We start from the raw sequence: 23,914 nt of genomic DNA, 5'->3' as shown, positions 1-23,914 counted from the left end.
AGGCGTACCCGGGTGGCCACGGGGGGCGCTCCGCCGCCCGGCCCGTGCCCGGCGCTCGTGCTCAGCGTGCGCGCTCAGCTCGCGGCGGCGACGCCACCGGCGAACGACGTGTCGCAGACGGGCCGCGAGTAGGACTGCGCCTTGGTCGGGCCGTAGACGCGGACGGCGGCGGCGCCGAGCGCGCGGGCGATCGACATGCAGTGCGGGGCGAGAGTGGAGGGGCTGGCCTCCACGGCGCGCTGGAGGGCCGTGAGGGCGACGCCGGGGTCCGTGCGCTCCAGTTCGCCCACGAGGCGGTCGCGCAGCACGTCCTGCGGGGCGCGCGGCGCGTCCTTGGCCGCCGGCACCGAGACGTTCTCCGCGGAGGCGGTCAGGAGCTGGTCCGAACGGTGCTGGCCCGCCCAGGGCACGCTGGAGACCGCGAGCGTGCCGGAGAGGACCAGGACGACGGGCAGGACGAGGGCGAGGGAGCGGCCGATACGGCGTGCTGTCTGGTTCACGGAGGCGAGCGTAGCGCTCGGTGAAGTTTCGGGGACGCTTAGTCACTCTCACGAGGGAGGTTTCGTTACCTCCGGGTGGGCCCCGTGTTGACGAACGTCATCCGAAATGGGGGAAGTGCCGGGGTTTTTCCGTACGTGGCGTTTGGCAAGATCACCAAACGCGTACGGCTCCGCGTGGAGCACGCGGAGCCGTACGGGCGGCCGGTGGACCCGGGGCGCCCGGCGTCAGTCGGTGAGGCGCTCGCCGGTGGAGGTGGAGAAGACGTGCAGCTCGCCCGGGCGCGGGACGACGTGCAGCTCGGAGCCCTTCGCCGGGATGGAACGGCCGCCGACGCGCACGACGAGGTCCTTCTCCGCGCCGCCGACATGGGCGGAGCCGTACACGTAGCCGTCGGCGCCGAGCTCCTCGACCACGTTGACGGACACGGCGAGGCCGGCCGGGGCGGAGGCGTCCTTGGCGAGGCTCTGCGCGGCGTCGGCGCCGCCGTGCTCGACGACGTCGAAGTGCTCGGGGCGGATGCCGACCGTGACCGTCGTGTCGCCGTTGGCGGTGGCGGCGGTGAGGGCCTCGCGCGAGACGGGCACGATGCTGTTGCCGAACTTCACGCCGCCGTCGGTGATCGGCACCTCGACCAGGTTCATGGCGGGGGAGCCGATGAAACCGGCGACGAAGAGGTTGGCGGGGCGGTCGTACATGTTGCGCGGGGTGTCCACCTGCTGGAGGAGACCGTCCTTGAGGACCGCGACCCGGTCGCCCATGGTGAGGGCCTCCACCTGGTCGTGCGTCACGTACACGGTGGTGATGCCGAGGCGGCGCTGGAGCGACGCGATCTGCGTACGGGTGGAGACGCGGAGCTTGGCGTCGAGGTTCGACAGCGGCTCGTCCATGAGGAACACCTGGGGCTCGCGGACGATGGCGCGGCCCATGGCGACGCGCTGGCGCTGACCGCCGGAGAGCGCCTTCGGCTTGCGGTCCAGGTACTCGGTCAGGTCGAGGATCTTCGCGGCCTCCTCGACCTTCTTGCGGATCTCCGCCTTGTTGACGCCGGCGATCTTGAGGGCGAAGCCCATGTTGTCGGCGACGGTCATGTGCGGGTAGAGCGCGTAGTTCTGGAACACCATGGCGATGTCCCGGTCCTTCGGCGGCAGGTGGGTGACGTCGCGGTCACCGATGCGGATCGCGCCGCTGTTGACGTCCTCCAGGCCGGCGAGCATGCGCAGGGAGGTGGACTTGCCGCAGCCGGAGGGGCCGACGAGGACGAGGAACTCGCCGTCCGCGATCTCGATCTCGAGCTGGTCGACGGCGGGCTTGGTGCCGCCCGGGTAGAGCCGGGTGGCCTTGTCGAACGTGACTGACGCCATGGTCATGGGTCCCTTCACCGGCAGGAACGTGCCGGACGATCCGAGTAAAGGAAGGATGTGTGTCTCGTCCACCTAGGTGAACTTCCCGGTGACGGTACCTGGCCGGGCGGGCTCTGTCAGCAGTCGGGAGCGGCCGAAATTTTCGCGTTCGGTGCTGCTGGGGTTGGTTACACTGGCCGGGCTGCCGCCTTAGCTCAGTTGGCTAGAGCGCTTGACTTGTAATCTTGAGGTCGTCGGTTCGATTCCGACAGGCGGCTCCAAAGACTCCCGGCAAGCCGGGAGTCTTTTTCCTTTCCCTGGCCCCTTTGCCCTTCCGGGCCCGCGCCCGGAGCCCCCATCCCCTTGTGCGGGGTGTGCTGCCCTGGGGCCACCCCGGGGGCACCCCCAGTTGTGGGCAGGGGTTCCGCAGGGCGGAACGGTGGGCACAACGGGTGGCCCGCCCGCGAGGGTGCCCCTGTACGTAAGGCGCTGGACGGCGCACCCGGCAAGTCCGCTGTGCCCACTCGTTCCGCCCCTGGCGGACCAGCTGCCCGCAGCGGAGGCCGCCCACAAGGCAGCGCGCCCCGCACGAGGGGGCGGGCGCTGGGGCGCAAGCCGCGACCGGGAGCCGAGGGCTCGGGTTCCGAGCTTCGGACGGGGCCCCGGGCGCAGGCTCGGCAAGTGGGCTCCGGGCGTCGGCCCGGAACAGGGGCCGAGATTGCCCACAACTGGTGTGGCCCCGGGCCGGGCAGAGGTCAGCGATTCGGCTGCGAGGTGACGTGGGGCGGAGGGGCGAGGGCCCGGCCCGTGCGAAGGGGCGGACGGGTGTGGGCCCGCAGGGTGTGGGCGGCCAGGGGGCGGGTCAGGGGAGGGTGCAGAGGGGGTAGGACTCGGGGGCGGCGCAGGGGGTGTGGCCGTGCGTGCGGATGACCTCCTGGCCCGGCCCCCGCACCAGGTAGTGCAGGAAGCTCGACGCCAGGGAGTCCGCCGGGGGCCGCCCGTACGTGTACGCGTACTCGACCTCCTGGTACGGGTACCCGCTGTCCGCCACGTCGTCCACCGACGGCTCCCGTCCGTCGAGCGCCAGCCGGTGCAGCCCCGGCACGGCCTGACCCGACCGCAGCTCGCTGTAGCCCAGCGCCCCCGGTACCTCGGCCACCGTCGCCATGACCTGCGCCGTCGAGTCCACCTCGCACCGCAGTACCCGCGCCGACGGGTCGGCCTTCACCCGGCAGTCGCCCGACGACGGCGCCGGTTCGTACCCGCCGAGGACGCGCCGCTGGAACACCTCCCGCGTGCCCGAATTGGTGTTGCGGCTCACCAGGGCGATGGGCAGGTCGGGGCCGCCCAGCTCCGACCAGCGCCGTACCTCGCCCCGGTAGATCCGCCGTACGTCCGCCGTGGTCAGCCCGCGCAGCGGCACCCGGTCGTTGAGGACCATCGCGTACACGGACACCGCCACCCGGTTCTCGCGCAGCGCCTCGTACCCGCTTTCCGGTTTCGGCCCGTCGGACAGGGCGATCAGGGCGGGTGAGCCGCTCTGGCGCCGGGCGCCCGCCTCGGCGAGGGCGCGGATGCCGGTGGTGGTGCCGCGCGCCTCGACGGTGACCTTCGAGCCGGGGCAGTCCTTCTCGTACTTCCGCGCCGCCTCCTCCGCGACGGGCGCGAACGCCGTGGACCCGACGACGGTCAGCGTGCCGGTGGCGCAGCCGATGGGCGGCCGCGTGTCGTCGCGGATGACGATGATCCCGGCGAGGGTGACGACGCACACGGTGAGCAGCACGGTGATCAGCCGGGCCGGGCGGCTGAACACGGGCGACTTGTCGTCGGCGGGGATCGCGGTGTTGGGCCGCACCTCCCCGTCGAGGAGCCCGCCGGTGACGCGGACCGGGCTGTCCACGGGCCCGCCGGTCAGCAGGAACAGCAGCTTGAAGTGCTCGGCCGGGTTGAGCGGGACGCGCGGCAGGTACAGCCTGCCGTCCTCGTGGCGCATCCCCGCCTCGGGCGCGAAGTGCTCCATCAGGTGGTCGGCGTCGCCGGGCTGGGTGACGGCGACGCCCCGGATGACGCGGCCGGTGAACTCGACCGTCAGGCCGTGCGGCGGGCGGCCCGTGTAGTCGTTGTCGCCGATGCTCTGCGGGCCGTCGTTCTCGATGCGGAGCAGGACGAGGGTGGCGTCGGACAGGTCGACGTCGGGCCCTTCGCCGAAGAGGCCGAGCCGTACGTTGGCGGTGCGGCCCCGGACGTTGCGGCCGATCGGGGTGTCCATCTGGACGCGGTACCCGAGGCGTTTGCGGCGCGGCACCCGGCGCTCGTACCAGAGCGCGGCGACGGACGCGAGCACGCCGAGCACGGCGGTGAGGACGGCGATGACGTTCTCTGCGCTGAACCACTCCACGGGCGCTCCCCCTCGCTCGCACAGGTGTCCGGCGGGACATGTGGGGTCACGGTAGGGCGTGCGGCGGCGGGTGGCGGGAGGGGGCGCCGTAAGTTCATGCGGGATTCAACTTCGTACGTCTCCGGCGGCTCGGCGGCTCGGCGGCTCGGGGGTGCGGGCAGGGGCGGCGTGTCGTACGTCACGGGGGAGGCGGGGCCGTACGTCCACGGGATACCGGCGGCGACGGTGCGCGGCGCCGCGCCGTCCGCTTATGGTCGGCGTCGAGGCGTCAGCCCCCGGTCGCGGGGAAGGCGCGAAGCGGAAGGCATCCCGGGGCGCGGCCCCGGGGCGGGGCGGGAGGCGAGGAGCAGATGGCGGCCACAGAGGCGGCGGACCCGTCCGGTAAGGAGCCTCCGGACGGGTCTTCGGGCACGTCCGGAGGCCGTGCCGTGGCGCCGTCCCAGGCGTGTGCGGCGGCGCTCGGCGGGGTGCTGCGCGCGTTGGGTACGGCGGCGTACCTCGTGGACGAGGGCGGGCGGGTCCTCGACGTGAACGCCCACGCCGAGGCGCTGCTGCGCAGGTCGGCGGCGGAGCTGGTCGGCCGGGACGCGCACGACCTGCTGCACCGTGACCGGCACGGCGAGCTGACGCCCCGCGCCCGCTGCCCGGTGCGGGAGGCGATCCTGGCGGGCCGGGCCCGGCAGGGCGAGGAGCAGTGGCTGGAGCGGGGCGACGGTTCGCTGCTGCCCGTGTCGTGGCTGGCCACGCCGTGCGCGGCGGGCGACGGAACGGCGACGCTGGTGGTGTTCCACGCCGAGGAGGAGGCCGCCGTCCATCTGCCCGACGAGAGCCCGGAGCCCGCCGCGTCGCTGAGCGAGCTGGAGCGGCTGGCCCTGCTGGCCGAGACGACCACGGCGCTGACGTCCACGCTCGACGTGGACGAGGCGCTGCGGCGGCTGGTCGCGCTGGCGGTGCCCCGGCTCGCGGACTGGGCGGTCATCGACCTGATCACCGAGCAGGACGAGGTGTGGCGTACGGCGGTGGTGCACGCCAAGGGTGACGCCCTGGTGCACCGGGAGGACCTGGAGGGGCCGATGCCGCCGGTCCCGGAGGAGTCCCCGATGCCGCTGTCGCGCGCGCTGCGCGGGGTGTCGTCGGCACTGGCGGGCCCGGAGACGTATCAGGGGCCGCCGGACTCGGGGGTCGCGGTGGAGCAGCGGCGCCTGTTCGAGGAGACGGGCATGCACTCGGCGGTCATCGCGCCGATCCGGGGGCTGCGGGAGGTCCTCGGGGCGCTGACGCTGGGCCGCTCGGAGCGGCCGGAGGCGTTCACGGCGGCGGATGTGGCGCTGCTGGAGGACATCACGCGCCGGGCCGGCCTCGCGCTGGCCAACGCCCGCCTGTACCAGCGGCAGCGGAAGGTCGCGGAGACGATGCAGCGTCATCTGCTGCCGCAGCTGCCGATCGTGCCGGGCCTGGGCATCACGGCCCGGTACCTGGCCGCGCCGGACGCCTCGCACGTCGGCGGCGACTGGTACGACGCGTTCACCCTCAGCGACGGGGTGCTGGCGCTGGCCATCGGCGACGTGGTGGGCCATGACCTGGACGCGGCCGCGGGGATGGCGCAGCTGCGCAACATGCTCCGGGCGTACGCCTGGTCGCAGACGGAGCCGCCCAGCAAGATCGTGGACTGGCTGGACCACGCGTCGCTGCACATCGCCGAGGTGTCCATGGCGACGATGACCTTCGGGCGGCTGACCGTGTCGGAGGACGGGCGGTGCGAGCTGTCCTGGACCAACGCCGGGCATCCGCCGCCGCTGCTGGTGACGCACGACGGCGTGGCCCGGTACCTGACGGACGCCCACGGGGTGCTGCTGGGCCTGGGCGCGCACCGGGTGCGGGTGGAGCGCACGGACGCGACGGCGGAGCTGCCGCCCGGTTCGACGCTGCTGCTGTACACGGACGGCCTGATCGAGGAGCCGGGCCGTTCGCTGGACGAGGGCCTGGACCGGCTGCGGCGGCACGCCGCGTCGCTGGCGCACCGCCCGCTGGAGTCGTTCACGGACGAGCTGCTCCAGCGCGCCCGGCCCCCGCAGAACGAGGACGACGTGGCCCTGCTGGCCCTGCGCGTCCCGAGCTGACGGGGCGTACGGGTTCGTAGGTAGGCGCGGGGGGCGTGCGTCGCGTACGGGTTCCCGCATGGCGGGGGGCGTACGGGTTCGTACGCCGGGCGTCAGCGGGCTGCGCACGTCCCCCTCCGGCCCTGCCGAGTTCGGCTGTTCCGGTCTGGACCTATTGACAGGTCCAGACCAATACGGTGGAGTGACCGGCACCCCCACACCTTCGAAGGAGTGTTGACGTGTCACGACGCTTCGGTGCCCTGCTCGCCGCGTTCGCCACGGCCGCGGGCCTCACGGTGCTCCTCCCCGCCTCCACCGCGTCCGCCGCCGACTGCGCCGCCCCGTGGAGCTCGTCCTCCGTCTACACGGGCGGCCACACCGCCTCGTACAACGGCCGCAACTGGCAGGCCAGGTGGTGGACGCAGAACGAGCGTCCCGGCGCCTCCGAGGTCTGGGCCGACCAGGGCTCCTGCGGCTCCGGCACGCCCGGTCCCGGCCCGACCGACCCCGCGCCGTCCGGGTTCGTCGTCTCCGAGGCGCAGTTCAATCAGATGTTCCCGAACAGGAACCCGTTCTACACGTACAGCGGTCTGAAGGCGGCGCTCGGCGCGTATCCGGCCTTCGCGACGACCGGCGGCGCCACCGTCAGCAAGCAGGAGGCGGCGGCGTTCCTGGCGAACGTCAGCCACGAGACGGGCGGCCTCGTCCACATCGTGGAGCAGAACACCGCCAACTACCCGCACTACTGCGACGCGACCCAGCCGTACGGCTGCCCCGCCGGCCAGGCCGCCTACTACGGGCGCGGCCCGATCCAGCTCAGCTGGAACTTCAACTACAAGGCGGCGGGCGACGCCCTCGGCATCGACCTGCTGAACAACCCGCACCGCGTCGAGCGCGAGGCGGCCGTCGCGTGGAAGACGGCCCTCTGGTATTGGAACACCCAGAACGGTCCCGGCACGATGACCGCCCACAACGCGATGGTGACGGGCGCGGGCTTCGGCCAGACGATCCGCTCCATCAACGGCGCCCTGGAGTGCGACGGGCGCAACCCGGCGCAGGTGCAGAGCCGGGTGACGAAGTACCAGCAGTTCACGCAGATCCTCGGCGTCGCGCCGGGCGCCAACCTGTACTGCTGAACCCGTAGGGGCGGGCCCGTGGGGGCGGGCCCGTACGGGCCCGCCCCTGACCGGCCGCGCCGACGGTCCACCCGCGACGGTCCACCCGCGACGGCCCGCCCCCGACGGTGCCACTCCCGGCGGCCCGCCCCTGACGGTGGTTCACGCCCCCGTGTGGGCCAGGATCGCCTTCGTCAGCGGCTCCAGCACGGGTTCCGGCAGGGCGTGGCCCATGCCGGGGATCTCCACCACCCGCGCCCCCCTGATGGCCTGCGCCAGGTGCTGCGGGTGTGGCGGCGGGAACACCGGCTCGGCGGTGGCCGACACGACGAGCGTGGGCACGTCGGTCGCCGCCAGCGCCTCGGTGCGGATCATCCCCGAGTGCTCGGCCCGCCCGTGCGCGGTGCTGACCCGCGCGTGACCGGTGTGGGCCAGGATGCGCCGCTCCTGCGCCCGCGCCGCCTCCGCGTCGAACGGGATCTCGTCGCCGTTCAGCAGCCGCCAGTGCTCGATCCGCCAGTCCAGCTCGGCCTCCGGACCGAGGTCCTCGGGGCGGTTCGCCCACATCTCCAGGATGCGCGGGTCGATGGACGGCAGATCCTCCACGGGCGTGACGGTCCCGTCGGGCGCGGTGTACGGGGTGGTGCTGAGCGCGCAGGTGCCGATGAGCGTGGCGGTGCGCACCCGCTCCGGGTGGTCGGCCAGGAGGAGCTGGGCGAGCATGCCGCCCAGCGACATGCCGACGACGTGCGCCCGGTCCACGCCGAGCGCGTCCAGCACGGCCAGGGCGTCGTCCGCGAGGTCGGTGATCGCGTACGGCTCCGAGTCGAACGACCAGGTCGAGCGGCCCGTGTCGCGGTGGTCGTACCGGATGACCCGGTGGTGGGCGGCCAGCGCGTCCACCAGCTCGTCGGGCCAGGCGAGGCCGGGCGCCTGGGCGCCCATGACGAGCAGCAGCGCGGGGGCGTCGGCGTCGCCGCGCTCCTCCGCCCACAGGGTGACGCCGGGCGCGGCGGTGACGAGGTGTTCACGGTGCATGAGCGGCCCCCTATGGCTCAAATGCGAGACGAGACGTATCGTCTCGTTCAGTGGGTACACCGTAGCGCATGACGCTGCCCGCCCCTAGGGGTTTTCCCGCCGGGCGGGCCCGCCCGGTGCCTCACGCCAGGCGCAGGTCGATCCACGGGATCGTGTCGCCCTCCAGCAGGTACCGCTCCACCTCCACGAAGCCGTGCCGCAGCGCGAAGCGCAGCCCCGGCTCGTTGGAGGCCAGCACCACCGTCTCGATCCGCGTCGCGCCCAGCTCGCGGGCCTGCCGCAGCCCCCGCTCGTACAGCTTCCCGCCGTGGCCCCTGCCCCGGTACGCGGGGAGGACCCGCGCGATCACCGTGGCCGTGTCCGGCGCCTCCCCGGACGGCGGGCGCACGGTCGTGCACCCCACGACGGTGTCCCCGAGGCGGGCGACCTCCAGGAGGTTGCGCCCGGACCGCTCGCGGACGTCGTCCTGGGTCAGCACATGCGTGGGGATGATCTCGTTGTGGACGCGACGCCAGTCCTCGACGCCGCTCTCGCCGTCAACCCGCTCGATACGAAGTTCACTCATCCGTGCAGCGGACCGCGGAGGATGTCGGATCGTCAACCGATTCCGGCACCCTTCGCCCGACGCGCGCCGACGAACCCGTTCGACGCGCTCCCGTCCGCCTCGGAGCCGGTACCGGTCCGGCGAGCGGAGCCGATTCTCATGTCCTGGCAAGGGCTCCTCAGGAACGGACTCCCCGGAGGGCGCTCGCTGCCGCGTGCGCGAGTGCGCAGGACAGGGGCCGCACGGGCGGTGTCGCCCGTGCGGCCGTCGCGGATCAGTCAGGTGCCTGAATGTCCGCAGTCCAGCGCACGCTTTCCGGAGCTTCGATATGGAACCGTCCCCGTCGGCTGTCCGCCAGATCCAGCTGATTGACGTTCACGCGGACTTCTGTGCTGGGGCACTCCACGACGAACTCGCCCACCGTGTCCACGGTGAGCACGAGCCGTTCTGTGCCGGAGTCAGCGACACAGTTGACATTGACCCACGAGACGCCTTTGACGAGTTGGACGGGCCCCATGTCCCAACCCCCCCGCCTGGGTCCTCCGGCAGCCACCTGGCGATGGCCGGGGCGCTTCTCCGGTGGCGGCAAGGTGAGCGGTCCGGAGGTCGATGTCGACGGCGCCGATGTGGCGGACGGCGCGCTCGGTACGGCCGGCTCCGTGCCGGTGCATGCCGTCGCGGTGGCAAGCGCAAGGGAAAGGGGAAGTAGCGCAAGGCGGCTTCGGGGCATCAGCGATTGGTCTCCCAGTACTTGAATCCCACGGCCTTGTTCGCGACCTTGACGCCGCCGGTCGTCCGCTGCGATTTCTGGCAGTTCGGGAGCTCGTAGTACTTCTCCCAAGTGGCGGAATGACCCCAGGAGCCGTATTGGGCATTGCCGAACTTCTTTGCAGTGACATTGCGCCGGTACTGGTGGTCCGTACCCCAGCTGACTTCCACCTGGGCGCCCACGCTCACCTCAGCCTTCGCTTCGGCGACCGCGAAGTTGACCGAAACGCCGCCTGTTCCAGTGATGCTTGTCGCGACCTTTGCGGCCTTGGTCTTGGTGATGACCATGGTGCCGCCCGGTCCATCCTTGTAGACGGGCCCGCTGCCGATATGGAGGGCCTTATAGCTGTAGACGTTCTGGCGTCAGCCGCCCGAGCAAACCCCTTCAGGGCTCGGGTCGGGGTTTTCTGCGGCAATGGCCGTGGTCGGGGCCATTGCCGCGAGTGCGAGCGTTGCCGCGGAGACGGCTAAAAACTTCTCGCAGTCTGGTTCACTGTTGCATCCCCCAATTTGTCGGAATCGCTTTGACTCCGCACCTCGTTGATGTCTGAAGTGAACCATCTTCAGGGTCGCTGCGGGACCATTCTGCAGGCTCCTTTGCCTGACCGTAATCACTTGAGCGTGCTTTGAGGTTTCGCGCATTGGGAAAGGAGAATTCGTTGCGCGCTGGCTTGAAAGGGCCTTGTCGCTTCCGGAGTGGCTGTTCATCGGACCGGCCGAGCCGCCCCAAGAGGGTGCCTCGGCCGCGACGGCGCGCTTCCTGGCGGCCGAGGTGAGATCCGTTACCCCGCTCCGGGTCGGTCGGGAGGTGTTGAGTCCGTTCGCGCGTACGAGCGGAGCAGCCGGGCCAGGTGGCGGCCCGCGACGCGCAGGGGCTCCTCGGAGCGGCGGACCTGGGCGGTGACCTCGGCGCCCTCCAGGGTGCCGATGACGGTCGTGGCCAGGTCGCGGGCGTCCTCGGCGGGGAACCCGGCGCCCGTCAGCTTCTCGAAGACCAGGCGCTCCCAGTCGCGCAGGGCTTCCGCGCAGGCCCGCTGGACGCCCGTGTCGGAGCCGAGGGTCTCCAGGGCGGCGGCCGTGACGGGGCAGCCGTCGGTCCATCCCGAGGCCCGCAGTTCGCGGGCGAGGCGGTCGGCGCAGCGTTCCACGGCCTCGGCCGGGTCCTCCGTGCCGTCCAGCGACTCCCGCAGGAACGCCCCGAACTCCGCGCCGCTGTGCCCGATCGCGGCGACCGCCACGGCCTCCTTGCCGCCGGGGAAGAAGTGGTAGACGGAGCCGAGCGTGGCCTCCGCCTCCTTGGCGATCTGCTTGATGCCCGTCCCGACGTACCCCTGGCGCTGGATGAGGCGCGCGGCGGTGACGACGATCCGGTCGCGGGTCCCGGCTGTCTGCATGGGCCGATCGTACCGAGAAATTGAGTAGAGCGTTCGTTCTAGAGCCGTGCTACGTTGAACCCGTACCTGGATAGAGCGTTCGTTCTAGAGCGTCGTCCGGAGTCGTCCGCCACGTCTGGAGAGGTGAACCCCATGACCAGCACCGCCGCACCCGCGACCACGACCGCGCCCGCTCCCGTCACCGTCATCGGACTCGGCCCCATGGGCAGTGCGATGGCCGGGGCCTTCCTCGACCGCGGCCACGCGGTCACCGTCTGGAACCGCACCGCCTCCCGTGCCGACGCCCTCGTCGAGCGCGGCGCCCGTCTCGCGGGCACGGTGGAGGAGGCCCTGTCCGCCGCCGGGCTGATCGTCCTGAGCCTCACCGACTACGACGCGATGTACGCCGTGCTGGGCGGCGCCGACCCGGCGGCCCTGCGGGGCCGTGTCCTGGTGAACCTCACCTCCGACACGCCCGACCGGGCCCGCGAGGCGGCGGCCTGGGCGGCGGAGCGGGGCGCCGTGCAGCTCACCGGCGGGGTGCTCACCCCGCCGTCGGGCATCGGGGACCCGGCCTCCACCACCCTCTACAGCGGTCCGCGCGAGGCCTTCGACGCGCACCGCGCCACGCTGGAGGCGCTGACGGCCGCCGACCACCGGGGTGAGGAGCCCGGCCTCGCCGCGCTGCTGTACCAGCTCAACATGGTGATGTTCTGGACCGCCCTGTCCGGCTACTGGCAGGCCCTGGCGCTGGCGGGCGCCCACGGCCTGACCGCCTCCGACCTGCGGCCGCTCGCCCTGGAGGCGCTGGACCTGCGGAAGTTCGTGGAGTTCTACACGCCCCGCCTCGACGCGGGCGACCACCGGGGGGACGTCGACCGGATCGCCATGGGCCTGGCGAGCGCCGAGCACGTCGTGCACACCGTCGCGGCCGCCGGGATCGACACGGCGCTCCCGGAGGCCGTCGCCGCACTGTTCCGGCGCGCTGTGGAGGCGGGTCACGGCGCCGACAGCGCGACCCGTCTGGTGGAGGTCCTGGGGAAGCCCGCGGCCTGAACCGGACGGCGGGCCCGGGACGGGGGCGCCGGGCCCGGGAACCGGAAGGGGACCCGCGCCCGGACGGCACACCGGTGCGGTACACGGCGCACGCCGTCACCACCCTGGAGGCGAGCATCACGCACGTCGGCCTCGGCCACGGCATCCGGTTCATCTCCGGGAGCTGCCGCCATCTGATGCCGCGCCCCGGTGTGCGGTACGTCGCCGTGTCCGACCTGCCGCCGTGCGAGGCGGGTGCTCGCCTGGCCTGCCGGGCGTCCGGCCCCGCCCGCCCTCACGGCGCCGCTGCGGTCCTGCGCGCCCGCACCCGCTGCACGGACGTGGGCCGCCGCCCGGACGGCGAGCCGGGCTGGTGGTGGGAGGCCCTGGAGGGCCGGGACATTCCCGGGCAGCCGGACTGAACGAGCACCCGCCCGGCCCGACCGCCTTCGCGGCCAGGGCGGTCCGGAAGCGCGGGGCGCCGACGGCCGGCGGCGCGGTCAGAGGGAGGCGAACAGGTCGTCGAGCGGGGCGGGTACGCGGCCGGGTCCGAGGGCCCGGACCAGGACGCGACCGTACTGGATCTTGCGGCCCTTCTTCGTGCCGAGGAACCGCCTGAACTGCCGCTCCGGGGCACGGCCTCGCTGCGCGGGCTGGCGCAGGAACGTCTGGAGGGCCCGCAGGTCGCCTTCGGCGTCGATCAGCTCCCGCACCCGTGCCAGGCCCAGCGCGCGGATGAGCTCGTCCTCCAGGTCGGCCACGCAGACGTGGAAGCCCTCCGGGTCCGCGCCGGCCGCGGTGAAGCCGCGGAGGTAGTACGGGCGTTCCGCCTCGTCGCACAGGCCCGTGAGGCGCAGGCCCAGGCCGGGCGCGCCGAGCAGCCGGGCGTAGCGCCCGACGCTCATGGCGCCGCCGATCGACAGGACGCAGACCCCCTCGGCGGCCAGGTCCCGGCCGCGGCTCTCCGCCAGCGCTTCCACGGCCGCGACGTCGCTCGCCCCTTCGACCAGGACGGCCACCCGTGGCGCCAGCCGCGCGGCCAGCTCGTGCGCGGGCTCACCGGGCGCGCCCGCCGCCCACGCGGTGACGGCGTCCCGGAACGCCTGCATGTCGGCCATGCGCCGAGTCTGGAGCGATCCCGCCCCGCGCGCGAGGCGTTTTCCCCGAGGCCCCGCCCCGAGCCCGGCCCGAGTGCCCGTCCCGGGCCCCGCCCGGCGCCCGGCCCGCGCCGAGCCTCGGAGCCCGAGCGGGAACGCCGCAGCAGCGTCGCCCACCGACCGTGAAACCCGGCTGCCCGCAGGGCACTTCCCTCGCGCCGTGGGGGCTGGGATCGACCGAGGGGCGCGTCGAGTTCGAGGTCCGGCCGGATCAACTGACCACGGCTGACGGCTTTCCGCCTTGAACGTCACCGCAGCCGGTTGATTGGCTGGCCCGTATGACCGACCTCGGGCCCGTCGCCTGGCCTCCCGTCCCGATCAGGACCGAGCGCCTCGTGCTTCGGGCGCCCGAGCCCCGGGACCGTGCGGCGGTCATCGAGCTGCTGACCTCGCCGCAGGTCGGCGCGTACGTGGGCGGCCCCGGTCGCTGGGTCCCTGCGCCGCCCTGGCGGGTAGCTCTTGCTGTGATCCCGGCCCCCTCGCGGGCCACCTCGCCCCGCGGGCGCGCTGCCGCGGCGGTCGGCCGCTATCCCTGGCGGAAGCGGGGCCACACCGGTTGTGGGCAATCGTCCCGCAGGGCGGGACGGGTGGGCACAACGGGTGCCCCGCCCGGGAGGATGCGCACCTGTGCGGTAGGCGCTGGATGGGGCGCCCTGCAGGTCCGCTGTGCCTCGGCTTCGCTCGATCAGGGGACACCCATCGCCCCTGGGGCCCCTGGACGAAGTTCTTGGGGAGGAACGCATGCCCACAGCGCAAGGCGGCCCGCCAGGACAGCGCGCCCCGCACGAGGGCGGGTCCGCACGACACCGCGCCCCGCAGGAGTCCGGGCCTACGCCGCGCGCACCCGCCGCCACACCACGTCCACGCCGCACTCCCCGGGCGCCACCGGCTCCACCCGCAGCCGCTCCACCTCCACGAACCCCAGCCGCCGCGCCACCGCCCCGCTCGCCCCGTTCGCCGCGTCGTGCACGATCTCCACGTACGCCACCTCAGCCAGCCCGAACGCCTCGTCCACCATCGCCGCCGCCGCCCTGCTCGCGATCCCCCGCCCGGTCGCTCCCGGATGCAGCCAGTACCCGATGTGCCAGCCGCCCGGCTCCTCCGCCCGGTACAGCGAGCAGCTCCCCGTCAGCTCCCCGCCCGCCTCGATCGCCCAGTTGTACGCGACCCCGCCGCGCCAGTCCGCCTCGCACCTCTCCAGGAACCCGCGCACATGCGCGTCCCCGTACCGCTCCACCCACTCGAACCACGGCCGCAGATGCTCCAACGACCCCTCGATCAGCCGCCGCAACCCGTCGAAGTCGCTCTCCGCCCGCCACCTCCGCAGCACGACGTCGCCATCACCGTGAACCGTCTCGCCCGGGTGCGCCATGCGCGCATCGTCCTCGCCGCGCGCGGCGCCCGGCAAACGAATTCCTCAGACGTACACGACCCGCACCACCGTCACCGTCTCCACCCCACGGCTCACGTAGTACCGGATCACCACCCCCGACACGGTCGCCTCCCGCCGGTCCTCGTCCGGGCCTATCGGCACCGAGCCGTGGCCGTACGGGTCCGGGACCAGCAGCGTCCGCATCCCCGCGTCGAAGCGCGTGCGCAGCTCCGCGTCCATCGAGTCCAGCGCCAGGTCCGCCGGGGGCGCGTACTGGAGGCGGTAGCAGTTCACTCCCGTACGTCCTCGCCCCGCGCCAGGCGCTCGAACAGCTCGGCGTCCTCCCGGTCCGCGTCCGTCGTGGACAGCGCCCACCGCGCGAGCGCGAGCGGCAGCTCCGCCACCGGGACGTGCGGGATCTCCGCGTCGAACACCTTCACCCGGTCCTCGTCCAGCGCGGCCCTGATCGCCGCGATGGTGCCGGGCAGCTCGACCAGCCGCCCGGCGATCACGGTTCTCAAGGGGTGGTGGCGTCCGCGAGGAACGCCGCCCAGGCCGCCGGGTTGACGGCGAAGGAACCGCCGTCGGGGTTCTTGGAGTCACGCACGTGCACGGCGTGCGAGCAGGCCGCGACCTCGACGCACTCGCCACCGTTCGGGTTGCTGTACGAGGACTTGTGCCAGGGGAGGGCAACCTCTACGCAGTTCCCGCCGCTGCTACTGCTGTACGACGACTTGTGCCAGTCGAAGGCCACTTCGACGCACTCGCCGCCGCCGGAGTCACTGAAGCTCGACTTGAACCACCGGAGGGTGTCGCTCATGGCTGCTCTCCTGCCAACCGCTCGATGAGGCCCAGCGATTCACGGGGGACAAGGGCCTGTGCTCGCATCCTCGCATACCGCTGCGCGTATGCACTGACTGCTGCTGGGTTGCTGATCAGGATGCTCTCGTTCTGCGGCTCCAAGTACACAAGGTGCTCATGCTCCGCCGTCTCGACGAGCGTCATGTCGCCGTACACACCGGCGTGCTCACCTTCGTCGCCTGCGGTGAGAGAGAGTACATAGATCGTGACGTTGCGTCGTTTCGCGCAGTCCGCCAGGAAACGTAGCTGCCCCTTCATGACTTCGCGGGTGCCGATCTGGCGCAGCAGTACAGACTCCTCCACTACGTACTCGATCACTGCGGGGCTTTCGCGGTCGAGGATCGCCTGCCGAGCAGTCCTGGCCTTTACCAGCTCTTCGACTCGCTCGTCAGGCAGGATCGGAAACCCGCCTGCGATGAGTGCCCGGGCGTACTCCTCGGTCTGAAACAGGCCATGCACCACGAGCGTCGAGTAGATCGACAGGTTCACCGCCGAGGCCTCCAGCGGCGCGTACTCCCGGAACTGCACCGGGTACTTCTCGATCCGCGCGTGGATGCGGGACTCCTGGAAGAAGCCCAGGTCCCTGCCGATCGTGCTCTCCAGCTTCACCAGCATCTCGTCGCTCGCGGGCTGCGCGCAGGTCTCCACGCCGCTGATCGCGGCGGCGGAGTAGCCGCACAGCTTGCCCAGCTCCTCCTGCGTCAGGCCGTGGGCGTTCCTCAGGGTGCGCGTCATGTACGCGATGAGTTGCGCCGTGCCGGTGGCCTTTTCCTTGTTCTCTCGTCCAGCCATATTCGCTCCACGCGTGGACTCGACCGGTCTCAACCGGTCTCAACTGATCGCCGCCAAATTTGACTGCACGACAGTGCGTTTGCCCAGGTCAGGACGGTTGTGGCGCTCTTTCGGCAGTCATTGTGAACGCTAGCGGCAGCGGGCAAGAATGGACCCGTGAATGCGAGAAGTTGCCGGGAACAGCTTGACTGGGTCCCGCTTTCGGGATATCAGCTCCGCAAGGCCGGGGTGCAATTCGACGCGGTGCGGATCGACGGGCTCGGCGGGCGGTGGGCGGCCGACTGGCTGGAGCGGATGACGGACGGGGAGCCGGGCCCCGTCGTGAGCCAGGTGAACGGGCGGCGCGGCGTGTACTTCCTGTGTCCGCCCGGCAGTACGGGCGGACGGGCGTGGCCGTCGGTGGCGGCACTGTTCAACGGCGGGGCAGGGCGGATCAGTTACGTGCCCGTACCGGCGTTGCGGGGCGACACATGGCCGCTGACGTGGCGGTTCCCGCCGAGGGAGCCGGGGCGGTTCGTGCACCCGCTGCTGCTGCGGAGCACGGTCCTGGCGCTCATGGCGCTGCCGGACACGCCGTTCGGCGAGGAGTGAGGGCTACTCCTCCGCCCGGTCGTCCGCGCGTGGCGGCGCGCCGGGCAGGACCAGGGCCGTCAGCCACAGTACGGCGGCGATGACCAGGGCGGACGGCGTTGCCGCGTTCTCGATGGACCAGGCCCACCACTCCGGGGTGTTGTCCTCGCCGACGCCCAGCAGCAGCGTCGGGCCGAACGTGCCCAGCGGCAGCAGCCACGCCAGGCCGCTGCCGAAGAGGCGGGCGCTGATCACCGCGAGGCCCAGGTACCCGGCCGCGTTGCGGGCCGAGGCCGCGAAGACCTCCGGCGGCAGGCCCGCCGCCATGGGCAGCGCCGACAGGGCGACGGCCAGCAGCGTGAGGGCGCACAGGTGCGCGCGGCGGTACGCCTCCAGGGGCTGCGCCGCCGTGTGCTCCAGCAGCGCCATGGGGGAGTGCAGGGTGGTGCCCAGTACCACCGCGTACGCCACCGGGGCGACGGCGGCGATCGGGACGCTGAAGTCCACCAGGTACCGGAAGTCCGGGAAGTCCAGCCGGGCGCCGGTGAACACGGTCGCGGCCAGGGCGACGAGCAGCGCCCCGGCGGCGGCGCGCGGCACGTTGCGGCTGCGGGCGAGCGCGAGGACGGGGTTCACCGGGCGGCCCGGGGGAGCGGCGGTACGGGGCGGCAGGCGGCGATCTCGCGGGCGGCGGCGCTCAGCCAGGCGTCCTGCTCGGCGGCCGGTGCCTTGAGGACCCGCTCGACGGCGGCGCCGAACTGGTCGCCGTAGTACGGGGCCGGGAAGTCGGCGCGCGCGTAGACCACGGCCTGCACCAGGAACGTGTCCGGGTAGCCGCCCGACTCCTGGAGCACGCGCGGTTCGCAGTCGGCGGGCGGCTGCGGGAGCGCGGCGTCGAGCATCGTCCCGGCCATGGCCCGCTCGTCCATGACGGGACTGGCGACGGGCAGTTCGGCGGCGCCGGGCGACGCGGCGGGGCTCGCGCCGGGGCTCGCGCCGGGGCCGTTCGCCGAGTCTTCGGGTGCGGTGAGGCCCGTCTCGTAGAAGGAGCGGTGGAAGCCCGTGAGCGTGCCCAGCGCGCGGTCCACCGTGCGGGCCGCCGCCGTCACCTCCGGCAGCAGGTGCCGGTCGTCGGGCCACAGGCACGCCTTCGTACGGCCCTCCGTGACACAGACCGGCCGCGCGGGCTGGTCGGCGGGCACCGCCCAGTACGAGTGCGACTCCGGCGTGCGGAAGGCGAGCAGCGTGCCCCCGGCCACCACGGCGACCAGCGCGGGCACCACGACGAGCGGGCCAGGCGACAGCGCCTCGCGGCGCACCAGCGCCGGCACGGCGAGCAGCGTGAGCGCGGCGGCGGCGCACCAGGCGGTCGCGACGAGCAGGCGGGCCGTGTGCGGCTCGTACGCCGTGTCGAGGTGCTCGTCGATGGCCGGGAAGAGATGCGCGAGGGGCAGCTCCGGCACGAACGCGAAGACGACGAACAGCGCGTACCAGAACAGGCCCATGACGGGCGCGGTGATCCTCGTCGGCAGCAGCGTGCCCGCGGCGACCCCGGCGGCGATCTGGAGGCCGGTCATCGCGGCGCCCAGCAGCAGCGGCGACCAGACCGGCTCCGTGACGTCGCTGACGGCGGCGGTGCGCTGGAAGGCGATGGCGGTCATCACGGCGTACGCGACCAGCGACCACAGCCACGCCGCCGCCCACAGCAGCAGGGCCTGCGGCCAGCCGCCCCGGGGTGTCGTGTCGGCCCACAGGGCGGTGCGGGTGCGCCGGGAGCGGCTCGCGCTCCACGCGGCGGCGGCGCTCATCAGGGAGCCCATGACGATGACGCCGAAGACCTGCACCTTGATGGACGCCTGGTTCCACCAGCCGATCCAGTCGCTGGACGCGGGGTCGGCGGACGCCAGGTACCAGGCGCCGGCGACGGCCGACAGGAGGGCCACCTTGCCCGCCTCGCCGCGCCGCATCTCGTGCAGGAGGACACGCGTCACGACCCGGCCTCGTTCCCGCCGCGCCCGACCACGGCCAGGTAACCGGCCTCCACGGTCGGGCCGTTGACCTCCTTGCCGGCCGCGTCCCCCGGTGCCCGCGCGCAGAGCTCGCCGATGGAGCCGGTGAAGCGGACCCGCCCGTCCAGCAGGACGTGGACGCGGTCGCAGACGTGCGCGACGTCCTCCGCGAGGTGGGTGCTCATCACCACGGCGGAACGCTCCCCGAGGTTTTTGATCAGGCTGCGGAAGCCGACCCGCTGGGCCGGGTCCAGGCCGACCGTCGGCTCGTCCAGCAGAACGAGCGCGGGCTCGTTGACCACGGCCTGGGCGATGCCCGCGCGGCGCAGCATGCCGCCCGACAGCTCGCCCATCCGCCGGTCGGCGTACTTCTCCAGCTCGACCAGGCGCAGCGCCTCCCGGGTCCGCTCGGCCCGCCGGGCGCGCGGCACCTTGCGCAGCCAGGCCGCGTACTCGACGAACTCGCTGACGGTGAAGCGCGGGTAGTAGCCGAACGACTGGGGCAGCACGCCGACGCGCTCGCGGACCCGGCGCACCCGGGCCCGCCCGCCGACCGGCTCGCCCAGCAGCGAGACGGTGCCCTCGTGGGGGCGGCGGGCGGTGCTCAGCAGCGAGAGCAGCGTCGTCTTGCCCGCGCCGTTCGGGCCGAGCAGCGCGGTGGTGCCGGGGCGGAACTCCGCTCGCACGGCGTCGAGGGCGACCACGGTCTTGTAGCGGACCGTGGCGCCCTCGACCGCCGCGACCGGCGTGGTGCCGGCCGCGGCGATGTCACTTTCTACGGACACGACTTCCCTGATGGGTGATGGGCGTCAGTTGTGGGCGGAGACGAAGCCGACGGCACGGCTTCCGGGAACGCCCGCCCAGGTCGCCTTGGTGTAGTACTTACCATTCCGGGTCGTCGTGCCCGCGGAGCCGCAGCCGAAGGCGTCCTTGTAGTTCCGCGACGTCGAAGCGATCTTCGGGTCCGGCATCAGCGACTTGTCCTGGTAGACGTACGCGCTGAACGTCTTCAGGTCGCGGGTCGGGACGTCACCGCACGCCTTGGCGCGGTTCGTGCTCGTGCCCTTCCAGCGGTCGCCGTCCTCCTTCGATCCCGCGGTGGCGATCGAGAAGGGCAGGCGGCTGTTGTTGATCTCACCGGCGACGGCGACACCGGCCGGAAGGGCCAGCGCGGCGGTCAGACCGACGGCGACTATGCGCGCACGGGTACGCGTCATGTTGTTCCCCCTGTTTCGGTTTTTCGGTTGTGTGGTGGTCAGCCGCTGTTGACGCTAGTCCGGTACGGATCATGGCGAAGTGAGCGCGATCACAAAGCCACCGGGACGGCTGGATATCACTGTCCCGCCAGTGAGTTGACCCCTTGGGACCTGCGGTGATGCCGGGTGGGGCTGGTGTGGTTGACGGGAAAGCGCCGCTGGGTGATCAGTCCAGGGGGCCGCGGGACGCGCCGTGGCTGCTGCGGGGCGCGCGGTCGGGGTGCGGGTGCCGGGTGGCGACGACGACCGTCGCGTACCGCTCCTCGCACGTCTCGACCCGGGCGGAGAGCCCGCAGGACGCCTCCGCGATGCGCGCGGCGGCGGGCGCCTGGCCGGAGCTGGTCTCGAACAGCAGGCTGCCGCCCGGCGCCAGCCAGCCGCCCGCCTCACCGGCGACCCTGCGCAGCACGTCCAGCCCGTCCGCGCCGCCGTCGAGCGCGACCCGCGCCTCGTGGACACGGGCCTCGGTGGGCAGCAGGGCCACCTCGGCGGTCGGGACGTACGGGACGTTCGCCAACAGCACGTCGACCCGGCCGCGCAGGGCGGGCGGGAGCGCGTCGAACAGGTCGCCCTCGTGGACGTGGCCGCCCAGCGGCGCGACGTTGCGGCGGGCGCAGCGCACGGCCGCCGGGTCGATGTCGGCCGCGTGCAGGTCGGCGTCGCCGCCCAGGGCGGTGACCAGCGCGGCGCCCAGGGCGCCCGTACCGCAGCACAGGTCCACGACCAGGGGGCGGGCGCGGCCCCGTACGAGGGCGGTCGCCCGTTCCACGAGGAACTCGGTGCGGCGGCGCGGGACGAACACGCGCTCGTCCACGGCGACGCGCAGCCCGCCGAACCCGGCCCAGCCGACGACGTGTTCCAGCGGCTGCCCGGCCGCGCGACGGGCGACCATCGCGTCCAGCTCGGCGGGGTCGCGCGCGGCGGTGAGCAGCAGCCCGGCCTCCTCCTCCGCGAACACGCACCCGGCGGCACGGAGAGCGGCGACGACCCGGGGCGCGGCGGGGTGACGGAGCGCCGGGTGAGCCGGGTCAGCCGGGTGGCCGGGGGCTTCCGGAGGCGCGGGCGGAGCGGGCGGTGCGGGCGGTGCGGGGTGGCCGGGCGCGGGGCGCGAGGGCGCGGGGCGGCTGGTGGTCCCGCGCGAGGGCGCGGGGTGAGCGGGAGTCGGGGGCGCCGGGGTGTGCGCGGGCGTCGGGGTGTGCGGGGGGCGTGCTTCGGGGGTCGTGGACACGTGGAAGCCTTTCGGGGCCGCGTACGCGATGCGTGCGGTGCTCCCGGCGGTTTCGCTACGGCCGCGGCGTGATCGCCGTACCGCCCTTCGAGGGGAGCACCCTGCCTTGCCTGGCGTTGATGGGTCCCACCTCCTCGGTCGTCGTACGTCCCGGTGACGTCCCCGGCACCTTACCCGACCTGCGCCGCCTGGCCGTTGACCGCGTCCAGGGCGCGCGACAGCCGCTCCAGCACGCGGGCGGTCTCCGCGAACTCCTCGTCGCCCAGCTCCGCCGCGAGCCGGGCCGCCAGGTCGGCGTGGCCCGGCTCGATGCGGGCCACCGCCGCGCGGCCCTCGTCCGTCGGGGCGAGCAGCTTGGCGCGGCGGTGCGCCGGGTTCGGGGCGTACGCGGCGAGGCCCCGCTCCACGAGGAGGTCCGCGACCCGCTGGACGCTCTGCCGCGTGATGCCCATGGCACGGGCGATCCCGGCGACCGGCAGCGGCTCCCGCAGGACCGCGCCCAGCACCTGCCACCAGGCGGCCGTCAGCCCGGCCGGGCGGGCCAGCTCCTCGGAGACGGCGAGGAACTGGCCGTTCAGCCGGAACACGCCGAGCGCGGTCCGGGACAGCAGATCCTGCCGCGCGCGGCGCCCGCCGTCGCCGTCGTTCTCGTGGGGCCCGTCGTTCTCGTGGTTCTCCTGGCGCGGGCTCACGCGTCCGCCCGCTCCCCGGCGTCAGCCGCCTCCCCGGCGGCGAGCACCTCGTACGCGGCCGGGTCCGAGTCGTGGAACAGCCGGTACCAGGCGTCCAGGCGCTCGCCCTCGAACACGCCGAGGCGGCCCAGGACCTCGCGGGCGAACGCGACCGGCTCCGTCGAACCGGCGGTGATCAGGTCCTCGGCCGTCACGGCGTCGGCCTCCATGTAGTGCCCGCCGCCCTTGTAGCCGGTCGCCTCCAGGTAGGGAGCGGCGGAGCTCGTGTGGGGCCGGTCGTCGAGCAGCCCCGCGCGGGCCAGCCCGGCGGTCGCCCCGCAGATCGCCGCGACCGGCACGCCCGCGTCGATGAACGCGCGGGCCTTCGCGGCGAACGGGGCCAGGTCGTCGGTCGCGTCCCACAGGTCGGCGCCGGTGAGGATCAGCATCGCGCTGTCGTCGGCGTACAGATCGGCGAGCGCCAGATCGGGCGTGACCCGCAGCCCGCCGATGGTGGTGACCGGGTCGGTGGTCGGGCCGACCGTGCGGATCTCGTACCCGCCGCGCGCCAGCCAGGCGGTCGCGTGGCCCGTCTCCCAGTCGGCGAACGTGTCGTACACGGCCAGATGGACGGTCTTGCTGGGGGTGGTGGTGTGCGTGGTGCCGGTGGTGCTGGTCATGGCGGCCTCCTGGGCGCTGCGCCCGTGTCCGTACCTGCGTACCTTCACGTTCTGATGGCAGAAGTCTGTCAAAAAGACAGCATGCTGTCAATAGTGGTCCCGATGGCCGGACACCGTGCCGTGCCAGGGGCCCACGGCCATACAACCGGGATATGTCCGCGCCCGGCGAACGCTTTTGCCTTGCCCCGTGACCGCGTCCACGGCGGCGGCCGCGTCCCGGCGACGGTGTTCACGGCGCACCGCGCGACCCTCTGGCGTGACCCGCGCCTCGCCTACCCCTACGGGTGACCCCCTCCGACTGGCTTAAGGTGTCCGAAACCGGACGGAGGGGACCTGCCACATGCCCGCGAGCGGACCTGTCACCCGCAGTACTCTGCGCCAGCAGATCGCGGACGCACTGCGTGACGAGGTGCTCGCGGGGCGTCTACAGCCGGGGCGGGAGTTCACGGTCAAGCAGATCGCGGAGCAGTACGGCGTGTCCGCGACCCCCGTGCGCGAGGCGCTGGTGGACCTGTCGGCGCAGGGCCTGCTCGACTCGGACCAGCACAAGGGGTTCCGCGTCCACCAGTTCTCGGTGGAGGACTACCGGGGGATGGTGGAGGCCCGCTCCCTGATCGTGGACGGCATCCTGCGCAGGCGGGCGACGGCAGAGGCTCCGGCCGCCGGGCCCCGCCCGAGCGCCGAGGCCCCGGTCGCCGGGCCCCGCCCGTGCGTGCCCGCCGAGGCGCTCGTGTCGGTGCGGCGGCGGGCGGAGGCGGCGGCACGGGCGGCCCGCGCCGGGGACCTGGACATCCTGATCGGCTACGACCTGCGGTTCTGGCGGGAGTTGGCGGGGCTGGTCACCAACCACTACATCGCCGACTTCCTGCACCGGCTGCGCGTCCAGGCGTGGGTGTTCGCCGTGCCGTACCTGCGGGGCGACCGGCGGGTGCGGGACTGGCTGTGGAGCGGCCACGAGGACCTGGTGGGCGCCGTCGAGGCGGGCGACGCGCGCCGGGTGGTGGCGGTGCTCGACGCGTACCAGGGCCACTCCCTGGAGTGGGCGGCCCACCTGGAACGCCTCCCGGCGCCCCGCACGGCGCCCGAACCGCCGTCGTAGGGACGCGG

At 73.2% G+C, this 23,914-nt stretch carries 26 protein-coding genes, 1 tRNA gene and 2 pseudogenes; 8 read left to right on the top strand and 21 right to left on the bottom strand.

All coding sequences use genetic code 11. The annotated features are described in order from the left end of the window. Positions 1 to 74: 74 nt before the first annotated feature. Positions 75 to 500 (bottom strand): hypothetical protein, encoded by a 426-nt coding sequence (locus tag J116_RS12535; protein WP_023587419.1) that lies wholly within the window; start codon positions 498 to 500, stop codon positions 75 to 77. Between the two features lie 225 nt (positions 501 to 725). Next, positions 726 to 1,862 (bottom strand): ABC transporter ATP-binding protein, encoded by a 1,137-nt coding sequence (locus tag J116_RS12530; RefSeq protein ID WP_028963986.1) that lies wholly within the window; start codon positions 1,860 to 1,862, stop codon positions 726 to 728. A gap of 183 nt (positions 1,863 to 2,045) precedes the next feature. On the opposite strand from J116_RS12530, the gene J116_RS12525 reads away from it, so the two are divergent. Continuing rightward, a tRNA-Thr gene (locus J116_RS12525) sits at positions 2,046 to 2,122 on the top strand. A 581-nt stretch (positions 2,123 to 2,703) separates the two neighbouring features. On the opposite strand, the gene J116_RS12520 is transcribed toward J116_RS12525, so the two are convergent. Next, a complete protein-coding gene (locus J116_RS12520; RefSeq protein WP_023587417.1) occupies positions 2,704 to 4,239 on the bottom strand; it encodes a substrate-binding domain-containing protein in 1,536 nt (511 codons plus the stop codon). A 350-nt stretch (positions 4,240 to 4,589) separates the two neighbouring features. Between J116_RS12520 and J116_RS12515 the strand changes: the two genes are divergently transcribed. Together J116_RS12515 and J116_RS12510 are read left to right on the top strand one after the other, a co-directional pair. Beyond that, complete coding sequence (locus J116_RS12515; protein ID WP_028963985.1) at positions 4,590 to 6,359, top strand: SpoIIE family protein phosphatase; 1,770 nt, start codon at positions 4,590 to 4,592, stop codon at positions 6,357 to 6,359. Positions 6,360 to 6,577: 218 nt separating this feature from the next. Beyond that, positions 6,578 to 7,474, top strand: coding sequence for a glycoside hydrolase family 19 protein (locus J116_RS12510; RefSeq protein WP_023587415.1), 897 nt, complete (start codon positions 6,578 to 6,580; stop codon positions 7,472 to 7,474). 141 nt (positions 7,475 to 7,615) lie between these two features. Here the strand turns inward: J116_RS12510 and J116_RS12505 are convergent, their stop codons facing one another. The 5 genes from J116_RS12505 to J116_RS12485 all read right to left on the bottom strand — a co-directional run bounded on the left by J116_RS12505 (position 7,616) and on the right by J116_RS12485 (position 11,197). Continuing rightward, a complete protein-coding gene (locus J116_RS12505; protein WP_023587414.1) occupies positions 7,616 to 8,491 on the bottom strand; it encodes an alpha/beta fold hydrolase in 876 nt (291 codons plus the stop codon). Between the two features lie 121 nt (positions 8,492 to 8,612). After that, positions 8,613 to 9,056 (bottom strand): GNAT family N-acetyltransferase, encoded by a 444-nt coding sequence (locus tag J116_RS12500; RefSeq protein WP_023587413.1) that lies wholly within the window; start codon positions 9,054 to 9,056, stop codon positions 8,613 to 8,615. 253 nt (positions 9,057 to 9,309) lie between these two features. Continuing rightward, positions 9,310 to 9,474, bottom strand: a complete 165-nt coding sequence (locus tag J116_RS29895; RefSeq protein WP_161492114.1) for a hypothetical protein — start codon at positions 9,472 to 9,474, stop codon at positions 9,310 to 9,312. 290 nt (positions 9,475 to 9,764) lie between these two features. Beyond that, positions 9,765 to 10,091: a hypothetical protein gene (locus J116_RS12490; RefSeq protein WP_023587412.1), complete on the bottom strand. Its 327-nt coding sequence runs from the start codon at positions 10,089 to 10,091 to the stop codon at positions 9,765 to 9,767. A gap of 494 nt (positions 10,092 to 10,585) precedes the next feature. Next, positions 10,586 to 11,197, bottom strand: a complete 612-nt coding sequence (locus J116_RS12485) for a TetR/AcrR family transcriptional regulator (protein ID WP_023587411.1) — start codon at positions 11,195 to 11,197, stop codon at positions 10,586 to 10,588. A 132-nt stretch (positions 11,198 to 11,329) separates the two neighbouring features. On the opposite strand from J116_RS12485, the gene J116_RS12480 reads away from it, so the two are divergent. Further along, complete coding sequence (locus J116_RS12480) at positions 11,330 to 12,232, top strand: NAD(P)-dependent oxidoreductase (protein WP_023587410.1); 903 nt, start codon at positions 11,330 to 11,332, stop codon at positions 12,230 to 12,232. Between the two features lie 74 nt (positions 12,233 to 12,306). Next, positions 12,307 to 12,633 (top strand): hypothetical protein, encoded by a 327-nt coding sequence (locus J116_RS12475; protein ID WP_023587409.1) that lies wholly within the window; start codon positions 12,307 to 12,309, stop codon positions 12,631 to 12,633. Between the two features lie 78 nt (positions 12,634 to 12,711). Here the strand turns inward: J116_RS12475 and J116_RS12470 are convergent, their stop codons facing one another. Continuing rightward, entirely contained in the window at positions 12,712 to 13,329 is a 618-nt protein-coding gene (locus tag J116_RS12470) for an ATP-dependent endonuclease (RefSeq protein WP_023587408.1), read from the bottom strand. A gap of 317 nt (positions 13,330 to 13,646) precedes the next feature. Between J116_RS12470 and J116_RS30895 the strand changes: the two are divergent. Continuing rightward, a pseudogene (locus J116_RS30895) lies at positions 13,647 to 13,790 on the top strand (GNAT family N-acetyltransferase); the annotation flags it as partial. A gap of 407 nt (positions 13,791 to 14,197) precedes the next feature. Here the strand turns inward: J116_RS30895 and J116_RS12465 are convergent. The 5 genes from J116_RS12465 to J116_RS12445 are packed head-to-tail and all read right to left on the bottom strand — an operon-like array spanning position 14,198 to position 16,393. Next, positions 14,198 to 14,740: a GNAT family N-acetyltransferase gene (locus J116_RS12465; RefSeq protein ID WP_028963984.1), complete on the bottom strand. Its 543-nt coding sequence runs from the start codon at positions 14,738 to 14,740 to the stop codon at positions 14,198 to 14,200. 45 nt (positions 14,741 to 14,785) lie between these two features. Next, on the bottom strand, positions 14,786 to 15,034 hold the full coding sequence (locus tag J116_RS12460; RefSeq protein WP_023587406.1) for a hypothetical protein: 249 nt from the start codon (positions 15,032 to 15,034) through the stop codon (positions 14,786 to 14,788). Then, positions 15,031 to 15,261 (bottom strand): hypothetical protein, encoded by a 231-nt coding sequence (locus J116_RS12455; protein WP_023587405.1) that lies wholly within the window; start codon positions 15,259 to 15,261, stop codon positions 15,031 to 15,033. Before J116_RS12455 ends, J116_RS12460 begins: the two co-directional genes overlap by 4 nt. Beyond that, positions 15,258 to 15,560, bottom strand: coding sequence for a DUF397 domain-containing protein (locus J116_RS12450; RefSeq protein WP_023587404.1), 303 nt, complete (start codon positions 15,558 to 15,560; stop codon positions 15,258 to 15,260). Before J116_RS12450 ends, J116_RS12455 begins: the two co-directional genes overlap by 4 nt. Further along, entirely contained in the window at positions 15,557 to 16,393 is an 837-nt protein-coding gene (locus J116_RS12445) for a helix-turn-helix domain-containing protein (RefSeq protein ID WP_023587403.1), read from the bottom strand. Before J116_RS12445 ends, J116_RS12450 begins: the two co-directional genes overlap by 4 nt. A gap of 228 nt (positions 16,394 to 16,621) precedes the next feature. Between J116_RS12445 and J116_RS12440 the strand changes: the two genes are divergently transcribed. Next, positions 16,622 to 16,984 carry a hypothetical protein gene (locus tag J116_RS12440; RefSeq protein WP_023587402.1) on the top strand — a complete coding sequence of 121 codons (363 nt, stop codon included), beginning with the start codon at positions 16,622 to 16,624 and terminating at the stop codon, positions 16,982 to 16,984. A gap of 3 nt (positions 16,985 to 16,987) precedes the next feature. Here J116_RS12440 and J116_RS12435 read toward each other — a convergent pair whose 3' ends face one another. The 7 genes and pseudogenes from J116_RS12435 to J116_RS12405 form a co-directional block, all read right to left on the bottom strand. Continuing rightward, positions 16,988 to 17,599: a hypothetical protein gene (locus J116_RS12435; protein WP_023587401.1), complete on the bottom strand. Its 612-nt coding sequence runs from the start codon at positions 17,597 to 17,599 to the stop codon at positions 16,988 to 16,990. Next, positions 17,596 to 18,954 (bottom strand): hypothetical protein, encoded by a 1,359-nt coding sequence (locus J116_RS12430; protein ID WP_023587400.1) that lies wholly within the window; start codon positions 18,952 to 18,954, stop codon positions 17,596 to 17,598. The genes J116_RS12435 and J116_RS12430 overlap by 4 nt, the downstream gene beginning before the upstream one ends. Continuing rightward, positions 18,951 to 19,757, bottom strand: coding sequence for an ATP-binding cassette domain-containing protein (locus J116_RS12425; RefSeq protein WP_023587399.1), 807 nt, complete (start codon positions 19,755 to 19,757; stop codon positions 18,951 to 18,953). The genes J116_RS12430 and J116_RS12425 overlap by 4 nt, the downstream gene beginning before the upstream one ends. A gap of 24 nt (positions 19,758 to 19,781) precedes the next feature. After that, positions 19,782 to 20,189, bottom strand: coding sequence for a hypothetical protein (locus J116_RS12420; protein WP_023587398.1), 408 nt, complete (start codon positions 20,187 to 20,189; stop codon positions 19,782 to 19,784). A gap of 205 nt (positions 20,190 to 20,394) precedes the next feature. Next, positions 20,395 to 21,216, bottom strand: a pseudogene (locus J116_RS12415) (putative protein N(5)-glutamine methyltransferase); the annotation flags it as partial. Positions 21,217 to 21,626: 410 nt separating this feature from the next. Continuing rightward, positions 21,627 to 22,067, bottom strand: a complete 441-nt coding sequence (locus J116_RS12410) for a MarR family winged helix-turn-helix transcriptional regulator (RefSeq protein WP_028963981.1) — start codon at positions 22,065 to 22,067, stop codon at positions 21,627 to 21,629. A gap of 77 nt (positions 22,068 to 22,144) precedes the next feature. Then, positions 22,145 to 22,807 carry a DJ-1/PfpI family protein gene (locus J116_RS12405; protein ID WP_023587395.1) on the bottom strand — a complete coding sequence of 221 codons (663 nt, stop codon included), beginning with the start codon at positions 22,805 to 22,807 and terminating at the stop codon, positions 22,145 to 22,147. 340 nt (positions 22,808 to 23,147) lie between these two features. On the opposite strand from J116_RS12405, the gene J116_RS12400 reads away from it, so the two are divergent. Then, positions 23,148 to 23,906, top strand: a complete 759-nt coding sequence (locus tag J116_RS12400) for a GntR family transcriptional regulator (protein WP_023587393.1) — start codon at positions 23,148 to 23,150, stop codon at positions 23,904 to 23,906. The last annotated feature ends 8 nt before the right edge of the window (positions 23,907 to 23,914 follow it).

The sequence above is a fragment of the Streptomyces thermolilacinus SPC6 genome, from assembly GCF_000478605.2.
Classification (GTDB): Bacteria; Actinomycetota; Actinomycetes; order Streptomycetales; family Streptomycetaceae; genus Streptomyces; species Streptomyces thermolilacinus.
The sequence above is the reverse complement of the archived record's forward strand: the minus strand, read 5'-3'. Positions and strand labels throughout refer to the sequence as shown.

What these genes read in the sequence shown, in the direction of transcription:
- J116_RS12530 (WP_028963986.1), bottom strand. Translation starts at nt 1,862, where the DNA reads ATGGCGTCAGTCACGTTCGACAAGGCCACCCGGCTCTACCCGGGCGGC.
- J116_RS12515 (WP_028963985.1), top strand. Translation starts at nt 4,590, where the DNA reads ATGGCGGCCACAGAGGCGGCGGACCCGTCCGGTAAGGAGCCTCCGGAC.
- J116_RS12505 (WP_023587414.1), bottom strand. Translation starts at nt 8,491, where the DNA reads ATGCACCGTGAACACCTCGTCACCGCCGCGCCCGGCGTCACCCTGTGG.
- J116_RS12500 (WP_023587413.1), bottom strand. Translation starts at nt 9,056, where the DNA reads ATGAGTGAACTTCGTATCGAGCGGGTTGACGGCGAGAGCGGCGTCGAG.
- J116_RS12490 (WP_023587412.1), bottom strand. Translation starts at nt 10,091, where the DNA reads ATGGTCATCACCAAGACCAAGGCCGCAAAGGTCGCGACAAGCATCACT.
- J116_RS12485 (WP_023587411.1), bottom strand. Translation starts at nt 11,197, where the DNA reads ATGCAGACAGCCGGGACCCGCGACCGGATCGTCGTCACCGCCGCGCGC.
- J116_RS12480 (WP_023587410.1), top strand. Translation starts at nt 11,330, where the DNA reads ATGACCAGCACCGCCGCACCCGCGACCACGACCGCGCCCGCTCCCGTC.
- J116_RS12470 (WP_023587408.1), bottom strand. Translation starts at nt 13,329, where the DNA reads ATGGCCGACATGCAGGCGTTCCGGGACGCCGTCACCGCGTGGGCGGCG.
- J116_RS12465 (WP_028963984.1), bottom strand. Translation starts at nt 14,740, where the DNA reads ATGGCGCACCCGGGCGAGACGGTTCACGGTGATGGCGACGTCGTGCTG.
- J116_RS12450 (WP_023587404.1), bottom strand. Translation starts at nt 15,560, where the DNA reads ATGAGCGACACCCTCCGGTGGTTCAAGTCGAGCTTCAGTGACTCCGGC.
- J116_RS12445 (WP_023587403.1), bottom strand. Translation starts at nt 16,393, where the DNA reads ATGGCTGGACGAGAGAACAAGGAAAAGGCCACCGGCACGGCGCAACTC.
- J116_RS12420 (WP_023587398.1), bottom strand. Translation starts at nt 20,189, where the DNA reads ATGACGCGTACCCGTGCGCGCATAGTCGCCGTCGGTCTGACCGCCGCG.
- J116_RS12405 (WP_023587395.1), bottom strand. Translation starts at nt 22,807, where the DNA reads ATGACCAGCACCACCGGCACCACGCACACCACCACCCCCAGCAAGACC.
- J116_RS12400 (WP_023587393.1), top strand. Translation starts at nt 23,148, where the DNA reads ATGCCCGCGAGCGGACCTGTCACCCGCAGTACTCTGCGCCAGCAGATC.